Source organism: uncultured Clostridium sp. (assembly GCF_947036855.1).
Lineage (GTDB): Bacteria > Bacillota > Clostridia > Clostridiales > Clostridiaceae > Sarcina.
Genome location: NZ_CAMQRY010000005.1, coordinates 1 through 19,879 on the forward strand (window position 1 = coordinate 1; position 19,879 = coordinate 19,879).

A 19,879-nucleotide genomic window follows, 5' to 3' on the forward strand; every position below is an offset into this window, starting at 1 on the left:
TTTTGATTAGTATTCTTAAAATAATTCATAATTCCATTAGCAAGTGTACCTGTATTACAATTCTTAGTTGGATGAACTACCATAAAAGGTTTTTTATTTAAAACTAATATATCAGAATCCTCATAAACTACTTCTATATCTATATCTTCAGGCTCTATATCCTGTGATTCTTCTCTTTGTAAATCAACATCTATCTTATCCCCACCTGATATCATAAAGTCCATAAAAACAACCTTTCCATTGACTCTAACCCTATGTTCTTTACCTGCCTTCTTTATAAATCTACTTGAAAGTCCCATAACCTCTTTAAGATAAAACTTTATCTTAATATTATCATAACTACTATCAACTATTTTAGTTAACATACTCATAAATTAATCTCCTACTTTCTCATCTTTTCCATAATCAAATAATTTCTTGCCTCAAGTGTTAAAGGATGTATAACCCTATCTCTATCTAGTACTATTCTCATAGTATTATTAAGTCCCTCAAGAACACCATCTTCTAAAGATTTATAAGTTATATCACGAAGCTTTTCAACTCCATCATAAACTCTATTTGGTTCAATATAATCTGCAATATATATTATTTTTTCTAAAATACTCATTTCTTTTCTTCCTGTACTGTGAAACTTTATAGCATTTAAAATTTCCTTATCTTCAACACCAAATTTACTCTTTAGTAAAATAGCTCCAACAAAACCATGTAATATTTGTGGTGCTAGTTCCTCTATTTCACTAATTTCAAAATTATTTTTCTTTAAAATTTCTTTTTGTTTCTCAATATTCATTTCTTTAGCTAAATCATGACCAAGTCCTGCAATCCTAGCTTTATAAGTATCTGCACCATATAAAACTGCCAGTTTTTCTGCTGTTTCAGAAACTCCTATTGTATGTTTATATCTTCTCTCACTTAAATTTTCTTTTAAATAAGCCTTTATTTTATTTTCTAACATAATAATCCACCTCATAATTCAAACTATAATTTAACCTTTATTAATTATATCAATTAATATTCATAAAGTGAATTGCTAGGCTTAAATAATATTATGTAAAATAAAAACAGGCTCATATCAATGAACCTGCTAAGCTTACTATTTAGTTCTTATAACTGGAAGCTCAATAACTGGCTTCTTGCTTGATTGCTTAAAAATAACTATTTTACTTCCGATTGACTGGATAGCTTCACAGTGAATTGCTTTACAAATCGTATCTGATGCTTCTCTAGCTGAAAGTCCACTATTTTCAAGAACCTTTATTTTAATTAACTCTCTTGTTTCAAGTATCTCTTCTACTTGCTTTAAAAAGTTTTCTTCAATTCCATTTTTTCCAATTTGGAAAACTGGATCTAATCTATTAGCCATTCCTCTTAGGAATGCTCTTTGCTTAGTTGTTATCATCTTAAAATCCTCCTTACATTATGTATTCGAATTCGAAGTCTCTTAATCTTACGATATCTTCGTTTTCTATACCTAAGTCTCTTAATTCTTGTAATATACCCTTATCAGTAAGAACTTTATGAAGGTGTCTTAATGAATCTGGATCATTAACATAAGTAGACATTAATAGTCTATCTACGAAACTTCCTGTAAGAACATATACAATAGTTCCATTTTCATCAACTTTGTCAATTTCATATTTAAATTGCTTATGCTCTGGTATAAATCTTTCATCTTCTTCAATGTATAAATCAGCTACTGGAATTGTATCAAGAACTCTTGCCATTTCCTTCATAACTTCATCTACACCTTGAGATGTAGCTGCTGACATTTTATAAACACTTTCAAATCCCATAGCTTTAACTTCTTTTTCAAAGTTTACATAAACTTCGTCATCAAATAACATATCTGCTTTATTAGCAACAACTATTTGAGGTCTATCCCAAAGTTTAACACTATAGTTTTTAAGTTCTTTGTTTATCTTCTTAAAGTCTGCAACTGGATCTCTTCCTTCAATTCCTGAAATATCTACAATATGAACTAAAAGTCTAGTTCTTTCAATATGTCTTAAGAATTCAAATCCAAGACCAACACCCTCTGAAGCTCCTTCAATAATACCTGGAATATCTGCCATTACGAAAGGTTTAGTACCTTTTCCAGCAACAACTCCAAGATTTGGCTTAAGTGTTGTAAAGTGATAGTTAGCTATTTTTGGTTTAGCTTTAGTTACAACTGATAATAAAGTTGATTTTCCAACGTTAGGGAATCCTAAAAGTCCTACGTCAGCTAAAAGCTTAAGCTCAAGAGTTATTTCCATCTCTTCAGATGGCATTCCTGGCTCTGAGAAATGTGGTGCCTGTCTTGTAGGTGTACAGAACTTACAGTTTCCTCTTCCACCTCTTCCACCTTCACAAATAACTAGCTTATCTTCTGAATGTACAAGATCCGCTATAACTTTATTTGATGCAGTATCTCTAATTATTGTTCCCATAGGAACTTCTATAATTAAATCTTTACCATCTCTACCATAACATTTTGATGATGAACCATTATCTCCATCTGCTGCTATAAATCTTCTTTTATATTTAAAATCTAATAGTGTTGTTATTTGTGAATTGACTTTGATGACAACATCTCCACCAGCTCCACCATCTCCACCATCTGGTCCACCAAGTGGTATGTACTTCTCTTTTCTAAAAGAAATTGATCCATTTCCACCTGTTCCTGATCTAACCATGATTTTGGCCATATCTATAAACATATACTCACCCTCTCTTCCTTAAATAGTATTAAATATTTATGATTAAAAAAATACGTTTTTTGTATTATTTTCTAATATAATTATTTAAATCCTATTTTTAGTTTAATCTATAATAAAATTCTAAAAAAAGCACCCTATGAAACTAGGGTGCTTTCTATTTCAAGAATAAAAATATTATTCAGCTATCTCTATTTGTACAGGGTAAACTGAAACTTTCTTTCTATCTCTTCCAAATCTTTCGTATTTAACAACTCCGTCTACTTTACTGAATAAAGTATCATCGCCACCTCTACCTACGTTATTACCTGGATGGATTTTAGTTCCTCTTTGTCTCATTAAGATGTTTCCAGCTAAAACGAATTGACCGTCTGAACATTTAACACCAAGTCTTTTTGACTCAGAATCTCTACCATTCTTTGTACTACCCATTCCCTTTTTGTGAGCGAATAGTTGAAGGTTTATGATTATCATGATATTACACCTCCTCTTTTTCTAAATTTATATATTCACAACGTTTCTTATATCCAAAACTTTGCTCAATGCTTAGAATTACACTATCTAAGCTTTTTTCAAATGTCTTTAACAACACTTGAGCTTGATTAATTTCATCACTAGTGAATCCATTTAAATCAAGTTTTAAATATCCGTCACTAATTTCATAGTTTACATTCAGTTTTAAAACTTCATCTAAGCCTATAATAACACTTTGAGATAATACTGATACAGAGTTACACACCATATCGTAAGCCTCTCCAGCTAAAATCATATCCCTCTCACGAAGTGCATGATTATTTATAGTGAACGAAATTATGTTATTGCTTTTCGTTTCAATTCTAATCTTAATCATATTAAGCTTCGATTCTCTCTATAACAATTTTTGTATAAGGTTGTCTGTGACCATTCTTTCTTCTGTAGTCTTTCTTAGGTTTAAACTTGAAAACTATTATTTTCTTCGCTTTACCTTGAGCTACTACTTTAGCTACAACTTTAGCACCTTCTACAACTGGTGTACCAACTTTGATCTCACCATCTTTAGCAACTGCAAGAACCTCTGTTAATTCAACCATTGATTCCACTTCAGCGTCAAGTTTTTCAACGAATAAAACGTCTCCTACTTGGACTCTGTATTGCTTTCCACCTGTATTTATTACTGCGTACATAATTACACCTCCTCATAACGGACTCGCCACCTAAGGTACAAATCTTACAACTTGTTTTAAAACCTATTCGTGAGCGGTTTACAAAGGAAATTCTATCACAATTAACTATCATTGTAAAGCAAATTCTAATATTTTTCGATATTCTTTACCAAGAAATCTTTAACATTTTCTATCTGATTTTTGAATATTAATGGTTCAATATTATAAAAATCATTCATATCATCAAAATTAAGATAGATATTTAAATTTAATGCATTTATATCTTTTAAAAACTTAAATATATTTCCAGTAACATCCTTCTCATATATTCTATTTAAAGTTATATGGAAATCCTTAATCTCACTTTCTGCATCCCATCTTAATATTTCATTTTTTAAAAGTAAATTTATATAAGAAAGTTTAAGAATTTTCCCATTCCCACTACATCTATCACAATTTTCTTCTATAAATTCATAAATACTTTTACCACGCCTTGCTCTGGCAATTTGAACAAGACCAAGTTCTGTGAAATCAAATACTTTACACATCTGCTTATCTTTATATAGTTTCTGTGTTAAAACATTAATTACTTTTTCCTTTGCAAGCTTATTAAAACTCTCAATAAAATCTATAATTATAATACCACTTATATTTCTAAGCTTTATTTGCTTTGCAACTTCTTTAGCTGCTTCAATATTTGTAATATCTGCTGTAGTTCTATCTTTTGAGCTTATATTATTTTTAGCTGTATTAACATCTACTGTATACATTGCTTCTGTTTTTTCTATAACTATATTTCCACCACAAGTTAAATTGACTTTATTATTTCTAAGACTTAATATAGATTTTTCTATTCCATAATAAGCAAATAAAGTCTGCTTCTCTGTATGTAGCTTTAACTCAACTTCGCCTTTGTTTAAATCATCACTTAAAAACTCAAAGTCTTTCTTGCAATCTACAGTAATGCTTTTTGTCTTATCATCAATAAAATCTTTTCCTATTCTATTGATAAGACTATTGTTATCATATACTTTTCCAGGCTTTAATTCATACTTGCATTTTTGAACAACTTTTTTATAAGCTTCATATAATTCATTAAATTCTTTCTGAATTTCTTCTATGCTTGCATCTTCTGCCTTAGTTCTAATAGTTATACCAATATCATCTGGCTTCTCAATAAGAGTTTTTATTTCTTTTTCAAACTCTCTATTTTTTATTTTTCTCGAAACCATAAATTCCTTATGCTTTGTTTCTATAACTAGATACTTACCGGCTAAAGAATAAACACTTGAAACCTTTGCTGCTTTATTTGCAATTTCCTCTTTCATAACTTCAACAATTAATTCAAAACCAACTTTTAATTTCACTTTGTCATCAAGTGGCATATATGCATCTTTATCATAGCCAATATCTATAAACACACCTTTTATACTCGGTACAATTCTTTTAACTATTCCTTTATAAAGTTCTCCTGCAACAGATTCTTTATTATCTTCTTCTATATGACACTCTACTAATTCATTATTATCTTTTATTGCTACTCTAAGTAGACTTTCTCTTCTCTCAATAAATATTTCTCTCATATACATCCCTTCTTAATCTATATATTTATATAAAGGTACTAAAACCTCTTCTTTATATCCAAACATTTCAATTCTTTTTATATCTATAAATGCTCCAACTGTTGTATTACTAGTATTTAATCTAATAAATCTAGCAAGTAGTGATGGTGATAAAGTTTCCCTACTACCACAGCAAATCATAGTATCAATCACTAAAATATTATCTTCTATTTTATAAGAAAATTCTTTTATAAAAGGTTTTATATCAGTCATTTTCTCACTTTTCTTAGTTTTCTTCATAGTATTGTACTCTGGCATTTCTATAAAATTCTTCATATCTTCATCTAAATTTGAAACATCATTATATCTTATTTTAATAATATAAGTTGCCATATCTAAAAGTGCCATAGCTTGTGGCACTCTTCTAACATCCATAATTATAGGAGTTTTTGAAGCCTTTAAAAATGTAATCCCTCTAGCTGAATTAGCATTAAGTTTCTCTAATACTTCATCACAATCAACATCTTCTGTTAAATATAAATCTGCATAATCTCCATCTGAATAGACTCCAACAGATAAAGGTAGTGCTATAACAAACATCATATGTGGGTTATAACCTTTAGTATATTCAACAGGTAAATCTGATCTCTTACCTACTTTTTGAACAGTTCTAAGTAAATCAAGATGTGAGATGAATTTTAAACTCTCACCTTTTGTAAATTTAATTAAGTATCGCACCTTCAAAACACTTCCCTTCTTTAAAGTTTACATTTATCCCACAGCCAGTACAGCCCTCTCTACAGTTTCTTGTAAGACTAGCAGTTTTAGCTTTTTCATTTTCTTCTTCTATATAACTTCTATTAACTCCAATATCAATAAAGTCCCATGGTAAAATTTCATCATAACTTCTTTCTCTAAATACAAAGAAATCTATGTCTATTCCACACTCTTCTATAGCTTCCATCCAAAGGTCATATTTAAAGAATTGGCTCCAACCATCAAACTTTGCACCTTTTTCATAAGCTTTAATTAAAACATCACACATTCTTCTATCACCTCTAGCAAAAAGTGCTTCCATTAAGGCAGTTTCTTGCTCATGGTAACTGTAATTTATTGCTCTAGTTTTTATAGAATCTCTAACAGCACTAATTTTTTCTTTAATGACATCTGCTCTTTCCATTGGTGACCATTGGAATGGTGTAAATGGTTTTGGTACAAGAATAGATGTACTAACATTTATTTTTAGTCCTTTGTGTCTTTTAGCTTTATCCACTGAATAATACTGCGCTGCTATCTTCTCTGAAAGTTCTCCTATAGCAGTAGCATCCTCTACATTCTCATAAGGAACTCCAAGTATGAAGTATAGCTTAATTGTGCTCCATCCTGCTTCAAAGGCATTATACGAAGCTTCAAGTATCTTTTCTTCTGTAAGCCCTTTATTTATAACATCTCTCATCCTTTGCGAACCTGCTTCTGGTGCAAAAGTTAATCCTGTTCTTTTAACTTTTTGAATTTCTTTTAATAAATCAACTGAAAATGCATCAACCCTTATAGATGGAAGTGAAACACTTGTTTTTCTTTCTCCATGTTCTGCAATTAAATCTGCAACAAGTGCATGAATATCAGAGTAATCACAAGTACTTAAAGAAACAAGTGAAATATCACTATAACCTGTTGACTTAAGCATAGTTCTAGCTTGTTTTAATAAAGTTTCTCTACTTTTTTCTCTAACTGGTCTGTAAATCATGCCAGCCTGACAGAATCTACATCCATTAGTACACCCTCTAAATAGTTCTAAAACTACTCTATCATGTACAATCTCACTATAAGGAACAACTAAGTCTGTTGGGAATGGTACTTTATCTAAATCAGTAACAATTCTTTTCTTAATCCTAGCTGGAACATCCTCAAACTTTGGTTTAAATTCTTTAATAGTTCCATCTTCATTATAAGAAACCTCATATAATGAAGGTACATAAATACCCTGAATTTTTGAAGCTGCACGAAGATAATCTACTCTATTAAAGTTATCTTTCATAGACATATATAAATCAAGCATATCATTTATAGCTTCTTCACCTTCACCAAATTGTATTATGTCAAATATATCATAAATAGGTTCTGGATTGTATGCACAAGGCCCACCACCTATAATTATTGCATCATCATTTTTTCTCTGTGAAGCTCTTATAGGAACTCCCCCCATATTAAGCATATGAAGAATATTAGTATAACTCATCTCATATTGAAGAGTGAAACCTAAAAAATTAAACTCACTTATTGGATCTTTTGACTCAATGGCATAAAGAGGTATCTTATTAAATCTCATCTCAAGTTCCATATCTGGCCAAGGTGAATAAACTCTCTCGCAATAAGTATCTGCTCTCTCATTTAAAGTATGGTATAAAATCCTTGAACCAAGGTGTGACATACCAACTTCATATACATCTGGGAAACAGAATCCAAAACGAATATCAACTTCCTCTGGATTTTTTATAACTTCATTTAACTCTCCACCTATGTATCTTGATGGTTTCTCTACTCTACATAAAATATCATCTGTTATTCTAACCATTTATGTCCTCCTGCAAAATATAATCTTTAAACACAAAAAAGAAGCATATATAATACACTTCTTTAATAATTCATTTAATTTTATCACAAAAAATTATTTTAACCAACTTAAAAACTTACTTTAAAACATTATTATAGTAATCTTCTAAGCTCATATTTCCATTAGTTTTCAGAATTTCAACAACCTCATCTTCTCTTAAATCATATAAATACTCCATCTTATCATTAAGAATATAAAATGTATTAAACTTATTTCTCTCAATCATACTTAGAAGCTTTATAAAATCCTCTTTCCAATATACTGATATATCTTTATTTTCAATATATCGTATTTCTTTAAACCTTTTATTTTTACTAATTATTTGGTCTAAAACAATATACATAGTTCGCTCCTTTATTGAGTAACTTGTAAATATCATTAAAATACCTATGAAAACTAAATTAATGCTAGTTATATTCTCAAACATTAAAAGACTTCCAATAATAATTATAAAAACTGACATACAAAAACTTGTCATCATAATTATTTTATGAGCTTTTTTATAAATAAAAAATTTACTTAAAATAGCTCTCCAAATTTTTGCACCATCAAGCGGATGTGCTGGGATAAGATTAAAAACACCTAAAACAATATTAATCTCAAAAATCTTCATAAAAATTTCTTTATCATACTGATAAAATAGAAATATTGATACTATAGCAGTAACCAAATTAAAAATAGGTCCAGCTAAACAAATTAAAATCTCATCATTAATTTCAAGACCTTCATAATCTTCAATCTCAAGTGTTGCACCAAGAGGATGTACTTTAAAATCTACAATATTACTTCCAAGTTTTTTAGCTACTACATAGTGTGATAATTCATGTAAGACTATAAATAAAAACGTTAAAATAAGCTTTCCTTCTAAATCTAAAAGGAAAAATATTAAAAACTGTGGAATTATCCACTTACTTATTTTTATAAAATCACATCCCTATGAAATAAAATCAAAGTATTTCATAGGACTAACATACTCTTCATCTTTACTTATTTTAAAAACTATCTCACTTTCCTCTTTTATCTCTGTAATTTTATCACCTTTCTTTATAGCTTCACCTTCTTCAAAATCAACACTTGGTAAATTGTAATAAGCTGTCTCTATCCCATCAGCATGCTCTATAAGAATAAAATGCCCCTCTGCATTTTCACCAGTAGTTTTTACAATTCCTGCAACACCATTAGCAACTATCTTATATCTACATTTTAAAACAAGACCAGTTTCACTTTTAGCTTTTATCTCCACACCTTTTAAATTCTCTAAGAACTCGATATATGTTTTATCTGAAAGTATTTTCACATCTTCTTTTTTAGAAGTTCTAACATCTGTAACACTCTCATTTTCTTTTGCTTCTTTATCAACATTTATTTTATCTAACTCTTTTTCTGTCGCAATATTTTTATCAATATCAGCATCTAAGCTTAAACTTGATTCACCACTTGCTGCTATATTAAAATTCTCTGCTAAGGCAAGTTCTATTTTTTCTTCATAGTAACCACTTGTTGAAATAGCCTCTTTTATATGTTTATACACTTTATTTCCCTGCTCTCCAAAATTCCCTTTACTTAAGAATATTCCTGAAAATAAAATTGTTGGAATAATAGTTGTTACTCCTATCATTTTTATAGTATCTTCTAAGTGATTTATTCTTTTATTGCTAGTTTTTTTCATATGTCTTAATCCATATTCATCATCTATATTATATCGTCTTTCATCTCTATCTCTCTCATTATCTTCATTTTTCTCATTTAAATTTATCTTTTTATAATAATCAGAATACTCTTTATTATACTTCCCCATTTACTATCACCTGCTCAAAATTATATTTTTAATTAAGCTTTTCCTTAAACTATATATATTAAAAATATATAATTAATAGAACAAATAATTTTACATAAAAAAAAGAATGTCATTTCTGACATTCCCATTAATTAAAACTTTAATCTTTTCTTTCTCATACTTATGTTAAGTACAAGCCCAAGTGTCATAAGTGTAGTCAGAAGCGAACTTCCTCCATAACTTACCATTGGGAGGGTTATTCCTGTTATAGGCATAAGCCCTATTGTCATTCCTATATTTTGTAATATAGCAAATATGAAATAGGATGATATCCCAACACAAATTACCCGTCCAAATACATCTTTAGACTTTCTTGCAGTATCAATAATTCCGGAAATTAAAATGAAGTATAATACAAGTAATACTATTGCTCCAAGTGTTCCCCAGTGTTCTCCTATTACTGTAAATATAAAGTCTGTCTGTCTTTCTGGAACGAACTCTGCAGCATATCCTCCACCTTTAACATTCATCTCAGGTCCAATTCCAAAGAATCCCCCCGATCCGATACCAATCATGGATTGGTTAAGTTGAAGGTTAATACCAAGTTCATCCTGATTGGGGTTTAAGAATCCAACAAGTCTAGCTTTTTGATAATCTTGTATAAACCCTGAGTTCCAAATAAGCGCTACGGTTATTGCCATAGCTATGAACCCACCAAGTATAATCTTCATATTAAGACCCATACAATAGTAAATCCCAAGAACCATAAAGAAACAAACAAGTGTCATTCCCATATCTGGCTGAACTACAATAAGTGCCATTGGTATTCCAGCATATATTGTACATACAATAAAGTTTTTAAGTCCATTTATATTTCCGTCTGTTTTTTGAAGTTGCTTACCAATCATCATAATCATAGCAATTTTGGCAATTTCAGATGGCTGAATACTAATTCCACCACCAAGTGCTATCCAACCTTTGGCTCCATTAACTGTTTCTCCTATAAATCTTGTTATGAATAACAAGAATATTGAAAACCAATAGAATATTTCAACATAATCATATATTATCGTATAATCCCAAACAAGCATAATATACATAACTACAAGTGATATTCCAAAAAATATCGTTTGTTTCATTGCATATTCAAATCCCCATTCATTATATGTAGCAAGATAAATATTGAAAATTCCAAAGCAAGTTATTAATATAGTTGTGAAAAGAACTGATTTGTTCATCTCTCTCCAAAGTCTTATATCTAGTTTTAAATTTCTGAACATAGATAACCCTCCAAACCTGTCTTTGCGCTCTTAAAGAATCCTAACTGATAATATACATTGATTCTTATATTTTTACAAGCTTTATTTATTACAAATACAGGTCTATCTTCCTCTTAAGTTTTTTATCGGTATATTAGCTATAAGAGACTGTGCTGTCCCTTCTAATTTTTGAGAGTTAGTTACTGCTATATCAATATCTCTATCATCTATATCAATATATTTTGCTAACACTTCAAAAATTTCATGTTTTATTTTTTCTAATATTTGTGGTGAAAGTTCACCTCTATCATGTATTAATATAAGTTTCAACCTATCCTTAGCCACTTGCTTTGGAGAAGGTTTGCTAGAAAAAAAATTAAACACTATTTCTCAATCCCCCTTAATTTTTTTTAAATAATTTCATTATAGAACTAAAGAAACCAGTAGGCTCAACTGTCAACTCTAAAAATGGTACTTGTTCTCCTATTATTCTTTTAGCTATATTTGTAAATGCTTTCCCTGCAAGTGAGTCTTTATTTAAAACGATAGGCTCTCCTCTATTTGTAGAAACTGTTACTCCCTTATCATCCGGAACAACACCTTGAAGCTCTACTGATAAAACTTCTAATATATCTGGAATATCAAGCATATCCCCTTTTCTAGTCATTTCTGGATTAAGTCTATTGATTACTACTTTATGATCTTCAAGACCCCTTGCATCTAACTTACCAATAACTCTATCTGCATCTCTTACAGAAGTGATTTCTGGATTTACTACCACTATTGCTCTATCAGCTCCAATAACAGCATTTTCAAACCCTTGCTCTATTCCAGCTGGACAATCTATTAAAATATAATCAAAATCTATTTTAAGTTCTGTTATAAGTTTTAACATTTGTTCTCCACTTATATCATCTTTATCCTTTGTTTGAGCTGTTGGTAATAAGCATAAATTAGGAAATCTTTTATCTTTAATTAAAGCCTGCTTTGTTCTACATCTACCATCTAAAATATCCACAATAGTATAAACTATTCTATTCTCTAGTCCCATTAATACATCTAAATTTCTAAGACCAGTGTCCCCATCAATCACAACTACCTTTTTCCCAAGTGCTGCAAGTGCAGTACCTATATTAGCTGTTGTTGTTGTTTTTCCAACTCCACCTTTTCCAGATGTTATTACAATCGATTCTCCCATATTAAAATTACCTCCACTATTTTTTGTATGTATATTTATTAAGAAGATATGGCTCAACAATCATGCAACCATCTTTCAGTTTTGCAACCTCTGGATAGCTAGGTGTTTCAAAATCATCTGGTGATATAGTCATAACCCCTGAAATTGATAATACTTCTGGTTCAAGTGAAAATGCAGCTATTATAGATTTATCATTCCCATTATTCCCTGCAAAAACTCTTCCCTTTATACTTCCAAATACAACTATATTTCCATTAGCAGTTACCTCTGCACCATGATTTACATCACCAATAATTATTATATTGCCTGAATAACTGACACTTTGTCCACTTCGAACTGATTTTCTCAAAAACTTAGTTCTACCTTCATAAACACCTTGAAAATATGAACTCTCTTTTTCCTCTTTATCTGCAAATATACATTCCTGTATCATTATTTCATCAAATAAAGAATCTTTAAGCTTTGACATTTGTCTTTCATTTATATGCTCTAAATCAGTTGTGATAGTTAAAGTAGCTCCTTTATAAAAGCGTTTCCCTGCACCTAGCTTCTCAATAAGTGCATCTAACATCTCTTCAAAGTCAGCAAATTTATCCATATTTATAATAGCATTTATACCATCTTTATTCCCTTTTATCATTATTGCTTTTTGCATAATAACTACACCCTCCAATTAGCATACAAATTTCTTAACTTTTATTTGTATTTCAACACATATATCCATTATATAAGGTATTATCGACTTATTAAAGCATTTATTTTAACATATTTAAAATATTTAATACATTTTCTCCTATTTTGACTTATTTTTTACATTTATTATTTAATTACCCCTTTTTTTTTATATTTTATCTTCATTTTTTATATATTAAAATAAATATCTTATTAAAATTTATCTTCATTTTAATATAAAGTAAAAAAATACCATCCAATTTATCTTATTAAATAAGATTTTATTAAATGGTATCTTCTTTATTAAAAACTAAGTTATCATTTTATCTTTTATTTAAGGTTCTAAAGTTTCATTATTTAACTGTTCTTCTAAACCTATTTCTGTATTTTCTTGAACTTCAATATTTTCTCCACCTGTTAGAATTTCTGTATCTAACTCTACTTTTGCCTCTTCTTTTTTTTCAAATTCTATTTCTTCTTCAGTTTTTGGCAGTTCCTTATAAAATATCCCTTCATCCTTAAAATCCATACTCTCTGGATTTAATGTATAAGTATACTCATCTCCTACTGAATTTCTTGGTTTATAACTTGGTGCAATTTCTTTTATCTCATCTCTAAAATAAGTTTCATAAATAGCTCTTGCTACTATTGCCATCCTTCCACCACTTTTAGCATCATATCCTATAACAAATACGGCTATTTCTGGATCATCAATTGGTGCAAATGAAGCATATACTCCATATGGTTGTCTACCATAATCTTCTTGATCTTCTTTAAATGTTGCTGTACCAGTTTTACCACCACTTGGTATTGGGAAGTTCTGAGCTCCAAATACTGGATATGCAGTACCGCCTAATTTATGATTTGTCATATGCATACCATCTTTAATAACATCAACATTATTTTTACTAATATCCATCTTATTTAAAATTTCAGGCTCAAAATCTTTCACAACATCCCCTGTATTACTTGTTATTTTATCAACAAGATTTACTTTATATCTTGTACCACCATTAACAAGTGTACCAATTGCACTAACCATCTGAAGTGGTGTTACATTTGTTTCTCCCTGTCCTATTGATGCACTTGCTAAATTTCCTGGATTAACAATCTGATGTTTTACATTAAACTGTATCCAATTCCAAATTTCTGTTGAAATTATTTCAAATTGTATTTTTAAATTTGAATTATTCTTTTTAATAGCACTTTGATATTTTTCTGAATTATCATATATTACTTGTAAAGCATTCTCTACAATTTTTCTAAACTCTTTTTCATTTCCTTTGTAAGAAAGAGAATCTATATTATCAATTTCAGTTTTAACTATTTCTTTTAAGCTATCTTTTGCTTCTTTCAAAGCTTTTGAATCTTCTTCATTTCTTTCTATATCTACTGGTCTGAATGTTTGTCCATTTCCATTAAGCCTTCCTTTTTCAAGACCTCCAACTAAATCCCACATTGAAAAAGTTTTAAATTTCTCTTTAGATCCATCAAAATTATAAACACTACCTATTCTTTCAGCAATCTCAATTCCTGTCCCTTTTTTCACATCTTTATCCAAAGAGTTTGGAGCAAGCCCAAGCTCTGATGAATATTTAGCTATACTATCAAGTCCTTCAACACTACTATTATATTTTCTATAAAGTCTAACTGCTGTTTCATAAAAATATGAGTTACAAGACTTTTGTATAGCTTCTTTAACAGTTACAGTTCCATGATGATTATTATCTAGTGGTGTTCCAATTAAATCTGCATATTTAACAAATCTAAGACCTGAAAGAACTGCACCATCACTAACAGTTGATGATGCATTCATAACACCTTCTTCTAATGCAACTAATGCTGTTATTGGTTTAAATGTTGAACCTGGAGGAATTAATCCTATAGTTGCGTAATTATACATTGGCTTTGGATATATATCATTAGGGTCTTGTCTTAAACCATTCTCATCTTTTGGGAATAATTCATCAACACTCTTGGCAATTCCTGTTTTTCTCACATATTCATTACCAAATGCTTCTAAATCAGGTGCTAATAATTTTTCTGCAACATCTCCCTCTACTTTTCCTGAAGCAAATATATTAGGATCAAATCCCGGATAACTAGCCATTGCTAGTATATCTCCTGTTTTAATATCCATTGCAACTGCCGCTCCTCTTGTAGCTCCAACTAAATTTTCTTTTGTTCGTAAATGCTCTAACTGATCTTTCATCATAGTTTCAGCTGAATATTGTATATCCTTATCAATAGTTAGGTGTACATTATTCCCTGGTGTTGTTTGCATGCTATAAAGACTTTCTCTACGTCTTCCTGCTGCATTAACCTTAACCATATCTCCACCTTTAGTTCCTTTTAATACATTCTCATATGCTGACTCTACCCCTGCTACTCCCATAAGATCTGTAGACAAGTCATATCCTCTTGACTCATATTTATCTTTACTTGCACCAGGTATTGCTCCCATATATCCAAGGAAACTAGCTCCCATTTCTCCATATGGATAATATCTAACTGGTTCTAGTGATATATCTATACCAATTAAACTATTAAGCTTTTGATATACTACAAAAGCTGCATCTTGTGTTAATGTTGGTGCTATAGTTACAGGTTTAAATCCTGAGAAACTTTGCATTTTCATAGCATCTTTTATTGCCATAAATCTTCTAATATCATTTAAGCTATTCTCTTTTAATAAAGCTTCTAATACCTTTTCTCCTTGAATAATCTTTTCTGAAAAAGTTTCTTTACTAGCTTTGTATCTATCTTTAACAGATTTTCTTAGAGCATAATCTGCATCTTCATCTAAATGTGTATCTCTGTCTTTATACTCTGATAACAACTCTACCATTTCATATTTATAAACTAGGTAACTAAATACATCTTTTACCCTAACTTCTAAAGCTTTCGCTTCTATAATTTCTATTTGTTCATCTGTTAAATCAGTATTTACTTTTGGAAACTCCACCTTTTGTATTTCATCAAGTATCCCCTTATCTCTTTTAAATCTTAGTTCCGCTGCTTTATTATTACTTTCAGTTTCAAATCCAAAATCAAAATAGACCTCATTTTTTTCATTAACCATAATATCTAACTTATCAGTTATCTCTTGCTCTGACTCATCCATTAAATCAAAAAATGTTTCCATTGTTCTATAAAAAGCTTCTTTTGAATCATCTGTTTCTGTAAAAGTAGCTATATAAGTCTGTTTATTTGTTGCTAAAACATTTCCGTTTGCATCATATATCTTTCCTCTAGGTGCCTTTTCAGCCATGAACCTCATAGACCTAGTATCTGCCTTTTCTTTAAAATCTTCGTATCTAAAAACTTGTAAATATGTAACTCTTAAAATTATAACTGTAAATAATCCTGCTACAATTCCCTTTAATATCGAAAATCTTGTTAAACTTTTCTTCTTATTGATTGCCAATACTTTATCCCCCTATCTTTAAATCCCTATCTTCTTTTACTCTACCTATAGTATATATGTAAACTCCCTAAGTTTTCCTTTTGTTTTAAAAAAGACACAAAAATTTAAAAGACTAGAGAATTATTAATAATAATCTATTATTACTTCTATTGACAATTTCGATATGAATACTAATTCAAATAAAAAAAAGATGATTTCGAAACTAATCGAAATCATCTTTTAAAAGTAATTATATAATTTTAATCATTTCCACTTTTCACCGCTGTATTACTAGCTATAGTTCCTTTAGTTGCTCCCTGAACACTTGTTGCAGTTGCACTATTTTCACTACTGCTAATTTTATTAACTTCAGTATTATCAGTAATATTAGGTAAAGGTGGATTTAAAGTATAGTTATAAGGTGTTCCTTTATTCCAGAAGTTTCCTGGACCTGGTCCACTTGGCTGATACTTTGGATCTTCTTTTTTAATTTGATTTCTAAAGTAAGTCTCATATATAGCTCTTGCTACTGGTGCTCCAATATCTCCATGTATACCATTATATATTATAACAGCTACTGCTATTTGTGGATTTTTAACTGGTGCATATGAAATATATATTCCCCAAGCAGCTCTTCCTACCGTATGCTCATTCTTCACTAGTGAAGCAGTACCTGTTTTACCTGCTGTTGGTATTGGGAAGTCTCTAAAATCAGTTCCAAAATCAACATCTCCCGTACCTTTAACCTGACTATTAACAGCCCACATTCCTCTTTTAAGAAGATCTACATCTGATGCTGGTAAATTAACCTTGTCTAACACTTGTGGTTTTGTCTGTTCAATTATCTGACCTGTAGATGATGTAATTTTACTTACTAAGTTTAATTTATATCTTGTACCACCATTTGCAATTGTAGCAGCATAATCTGCTATTTGTGCTGGTGTAAATTCACTCAGACCTTGTCCAATAGCAGCATATCCTAGCTGTGCTGGTGTTGTTAATGTAGTATACATAGTATATACAATCCAATCATTAACCGCTAGTGCAGTTGCATTAAGGTCTTTTTCAACAGTAAGCTTTGGATTATGTGCAATAGCATTTGCTACTGACTTTTGAGCTTCTGGTGAAACTTTATAAAACGCTTCTAATTTACTTGTTAAGTTTTTAATAAATGCACCTTGTGCATCATTACTTCTGATATTTTTAAATCCAATTTCATTCAATTGGTTAGTTACTGTATCCATTGCATTAGCCTTAGCTGTTGCTAGTTCTTTTGAATCACTAGAACTATCCGCAAGATTAAGTGGTGCGAATCCTAAGTTTACTGCTGGGAATCTACCTGCTTGTAAATCTGATACAAGTGTCCATCTTGAATAGAATATTGAATTCTTTTTAAAATCATTAAAGTTATATGTGTTACCAAAGTTTTCTGGTAGTGGAATTCCTGTGCTTGCTGTTTGAGTACTTCCAGGCATTGTTCCTAAACCATATTTAGCAGCATATTCTGCTAATATATTTAATCCTGAAACAGATTGATTATATTTATAATACATTTTTGCAGCCATATTAAAGAAGTAAGTATCACTTGAAACTTCTATTGACTTCCACATATTATCTACACCATTATTCTTCCAGTCTTTTGGAAGGTCTGCTCCAAATATATTTGGCTTAGCATCATAAAATGCTGAATTATCTCCACCGGTATCTTCTATAGTATAAGTCGCATTTGTAGCTCCTGTCATAAGAGCTGCTGTTGCTGTTGCAAGTTTAAATGTTGACCCTGGTGGTATAAGTCCCATAGTTGCATAGTTAAATAGTGGTTTTGGAATTACACTATATGCATCATTTCTTGTTCCATTAGGTTGTATTGGGAACATTTGATTTAAAGTCTTATGAATTCCAGATTCATCAATAAACTCTTGTCCAAGTTTTGCTATATCAGGATTAAAGTATTCATTAAATACCTTTTCACTGATTTTACCACTAGCAAAATCATTAGGATTATATCCTGGTAAACTTGCCATAGCAAGAATATTACCATTATTAGGGTCAACAGCTACTACTGCTCCCATTTGAGCATCAGCTCCATATGGTACATGTTCTTGTATATATTTCATCTGTGTTTCTAAGGCTTTAGTTGCAGAATATTCTAAGTTTGTATTAATTGTAGTGTAAACATTATCCCCTGGGCTTGGTTGTTCTGTATATAATGAACCAATTTTTTGCCCTTGAGCATTAACCTTAACCATAGTTCCACCAGTTGTACCTCTTAAAACACTTTGATAAGCTGATTCAAGACCTGATACTCCTATAAGGTTATCTGAAAGGTTATATCCTTGTGCTTCATATTTCTTAGCTTCACTTGAAGGTATAGCTCCAAGATATCCTATAACATGAGATGCAAGTGTTCCATATGGGTAATATCTAATTGGAATTTCAACTACACTAACCCCTGGCAGTGCACCTTGTTCCTGATCAAATACAAACGCTAAAGTTTTACCAATATTATTAGCTAAAATAACTGGTTTAAAACCAGAATAACTTTGAAGCTTCATAGCATCTTTTATAACCATAAAGTTTCTTATTTCCGTTAATGAGTATTTTTGTAATAACTCACTTGTTATTTCACTAGCTGGGATTTTTTGATACTTACTATCAAAAGCCTGTTGCTCTTTACTTGTAAGTGTCTTTCCAATGTTAAGCATATTATATAATTTATATTGCTTAACTAAATCATCAAATGCTTCTTTTGCTGTGTATGTTGCTAGTACTTTATTTACTTGTACTGTTTGAGCTGGTGTAAATTTACCATTATTTTTTGGGAATAGCTTATTCTCTATTGGAGCTTCTATTCCTCTATTATACATAAATCTTATTTTTAACGATTCCCATTCTTTTGGATTTGTACTTTCTTTAACTGGGAAATTAAATGTTGTATCACCTGTTTTTGCATTTACCACTAAAGGAAACTTATCAACAAGTTTTGAAAACTCTTTATTTTGATTTAAAATATTAAAAACAGAATTTATTGTATCATAAAAATTGCTCATACCTGCTTGTGTTTCAGTAAACTCAAGTGTATATTCTTCTTTATTTGTAGCTAATAAATTTCCATTTGAACTATATATTTTTCCTCTTGGAGCTGGTTCTGCCATAAATCTAGTTGATCTCATATCCGCTCTAGATTCAAAACTTTGATGTTCAAAAACCTGTAAATAGATAAGTCTACATATTATAAGTGTAAAAACAATAACTGCCATAGCAATTATTACGCTATATCTATCTATCGGATTTTTATTTCGATTGAATCTCATAATTTAACCACCTATTTTCTTAAATTCTAACTAACTTAAATCACTTTTTCAATTTCCCCAAATCGAATTTTTAAATTGATTAATTACTCACCAATAACTAATCTATACTAACTTTCTATTTTAATTTTATAAGACTATCTAGTTGATTTTATCAATTTACCTATAGTTAATTGTTTAAAATTTTAAAACAATGTTATGACATAATGCTTACTTAAATTCTTAAAAATAGTGAGGATGCC

Annotated in this window: 17 protein-coding genes and 2 pseudogenes; all 19 read right to left on the reverse strand. The window is 30.1% G+C overall.

Annotated elements, in window-relative coordinates; genetic code table 11:
• Positions 1-371 (reverse strand): annotated as a pseudogene (locus Q0V15_RS01630) (RluA family pseudouridine synthase); the annotation flags it as partial.
• 11 nt (positions 372-382) lie between these two features.
• The gene (gene yqeK / locus Q0V15_RS01635) at positions 383-955 is read right to left on the reverse strand and encodes a bis(5'-nucleosyl)-tetraphosphatase (symmetrical) YqeK (RefSeq protein WP_297435352.1); all 573 of its coding nucleotides are present in this window, start codon (positions 953-955) and stop codon (positions 383-385) included.
• 138 nt (positions 956-1,093) lie between these two features.
• Positions 1,094-1,399, reverse strand: a complete 306-nt coding sequence (gene yhbY / locus Q0V15_RS01640; RefSeq protein WP_297435354.1) for a ribosome assembly RNA-binding protein YhbY — start codon at positions 1,397-1,399, stop codon at positions 1,094-1,096.
• 13 nt (positions 1,400-1,412) lie between these two features.
• Positions 1,413-2,699, reverse strand: coding sequence for a GTPase ObgE (obgE, locus tag Q0V15_RS01645; protein WP_297435356.1), 1,287 nt, complete (start codon positions 2,697-2,699; stop codon positions 1,413-1,415).
• Between the two features lie 174 nt (positions 2,700-2,873).
• Positions 2,874-3,170: a 50S ribosomal protein L27 gene (gene rpmA, locus Q0V15_RS01650; protein ID WP_297435358.1), complete on the reverse strand. Its 297-nt coding sequence runs from the start codon at positions 3,168-3,170 to the stop codon at positions 2,874-2,876.
• A gap of 4 nt (positions 3,171-3,174) precedes the next feature.
• A complete protein-coding gene (locus Q0V15_RS01655; protein ID WP_297435360.1) occupies positions 3,175-3,546 on the reverse strand; it encodes a ribosomal-processing cysteine protease Prp in 372 nt (123 codons plus the stop codon).
• A 1-nt stretch (position 3,547) separates the two neighbouring features.
• Positions 3,548-3,859 (reverse strand): 50S ribosomal protein L21, encoded by a 312-nt coding sequence (rplU, locus tag Q0V15_RS01660; protein ID WP_297435362.1) that lies wholly within the window; start codon positions 3,857-3,859, stop codon positions 3,548-3,550.
• 125 nt (positions 3,860-3,984) lie between these two features.
• On the reverse strand, positions 3,985-5,421 hold the full coding sequence (locus Q0V15_RS01665) for a ribonuclease E/G (protein WP_297435364.1): 1,437 nt from the start codon (positions 5,419-5,421) through the stop codon (positions 3,985-3,987).
• Positions 5,422-5,433: 12 nt separating this feature from the next.
• Positions 5,434-6,138, reverse strand: coding sequence for a TIGR03936 family radical SAM-associated protein (locus Q0V15_RS01670; protein ID WP_297435421.1), 705 nt, complete (start codon positions 6,136-6,138; stop codon positions 5,434-5,436).
• Entirely contained in the window at positions 6,122-7,975 is a 1,854-nt protein-coding gene (locus Q0V15_RS01675; RefSeq protein ID WP_297435366.1) for a TIGR03960 family B12-binding radical SAM protein, read from the reverse strand. The genes Q0V15_RS01670 and Q0V15_RS01675 overlap by 17 nt, the downstream gene beginning before the upstream one ends.
• 115 nt (positions 7,976-8,090) lie before the next feature.
• Positions 8,091-8,627, reverse strand: a complete 537-nt coding sequence (locus Q0V15_RS01680) for a site-2 protease family protein (protein ID WP_297435368.1) — start codon at positions 8,625-8,627, stop codon at positions 8,091-8,093.
• Between the two features lie 33 nt (positions 8,628-8,660).
• Positions 8,661-8,936, reverse strand: a pseudogene (locus Q0V15_RS12970) (site-2 protease family protein); the annotation flags it as partial.
• Positions 8,937-8,948: 12 nt separating this feature from the next.
• Positions 8,949-9,812, reverse strand: a complete 864-nt coding sequence (locus Q0V15_RS01685) for a M23 family metallopeptidase (protein WP_297435370.1) — start codon at positions 9,810-9,812, stop codon at positions 8,949-8,951.
• Between the two features lie 131 nt (positions 9,813-9,943).
• The gene (rodA, locus tag Q0V15_RS01690; protein WP_297435372.1) at positions 9,944-11,071 is read right to left on the reverse strand and encodes a rod shape-determining protein RodA; all 1,128 of its coding nucleotides are present in this window, start codon (positions 11,069-11,071) and stop codon (positions 9,944-9,946) included.
• Positions 11,072-11,173: 102 nt separating this feature from the next.
• Positions 11,174-11,437, reverse strand: coding sequence for a cell division topological specificity factor MinE (gene minE, locus Q0V15_RS01695; protein WP_297435422.1), 264 nt, complete (start codon positions 11,435-11,437; stop codon positions 11,174-11,176).
• Between the two features lie 13 nt (positions 11,438-11,450).
• Entirely contained in the window at positions 11,451-12,248 is a 798-nt protein-coding gene (minD, locus tag Q0V15_RS01700; RefSeq protein WP_297435374.1) for a septum site-determining protein MinD, read from the reverse strand.
• Between the two features lie 16 nt (positions 12,249-12,264).
• A complete protein-coding gene (gene minC / locus Q0V15_RS01705) occupies positions 12,265-12,903 on the reverse strand; it encodes a septum site-determining protein MinC (RefSeq protein WP_297435376.1) in 639 nt (212 codons plus the stop codon).
• 351 nt (positions 12,904-13,254) lie between these two features.
• A complete protein-coding gene (locus tag Q0V15_RS01710) occupies positions 13,255-16,347 on the reverse strand; it encodes a penicillin-binding transpeptidase domain-containing protein (protein ID WP_297435378.1) in 3,093 nt (1,030 codons plus the stop codon).
• 239 nt (positions 16,348-16,586) lie between these two features.
• On the reverse strand, positions 16,587-19,640 hold the full coding sequence (locus Q0V15_RS01715) for a penicillin-binding protein 2 (protein ID WP_297435380.1): 3,054 nt from the start codon (positions 19,638-19,640) through the stop codon (positions 16,587-16,589).
• Positions 19,641-19,879 lie beyond the last annotated feature (239 nt).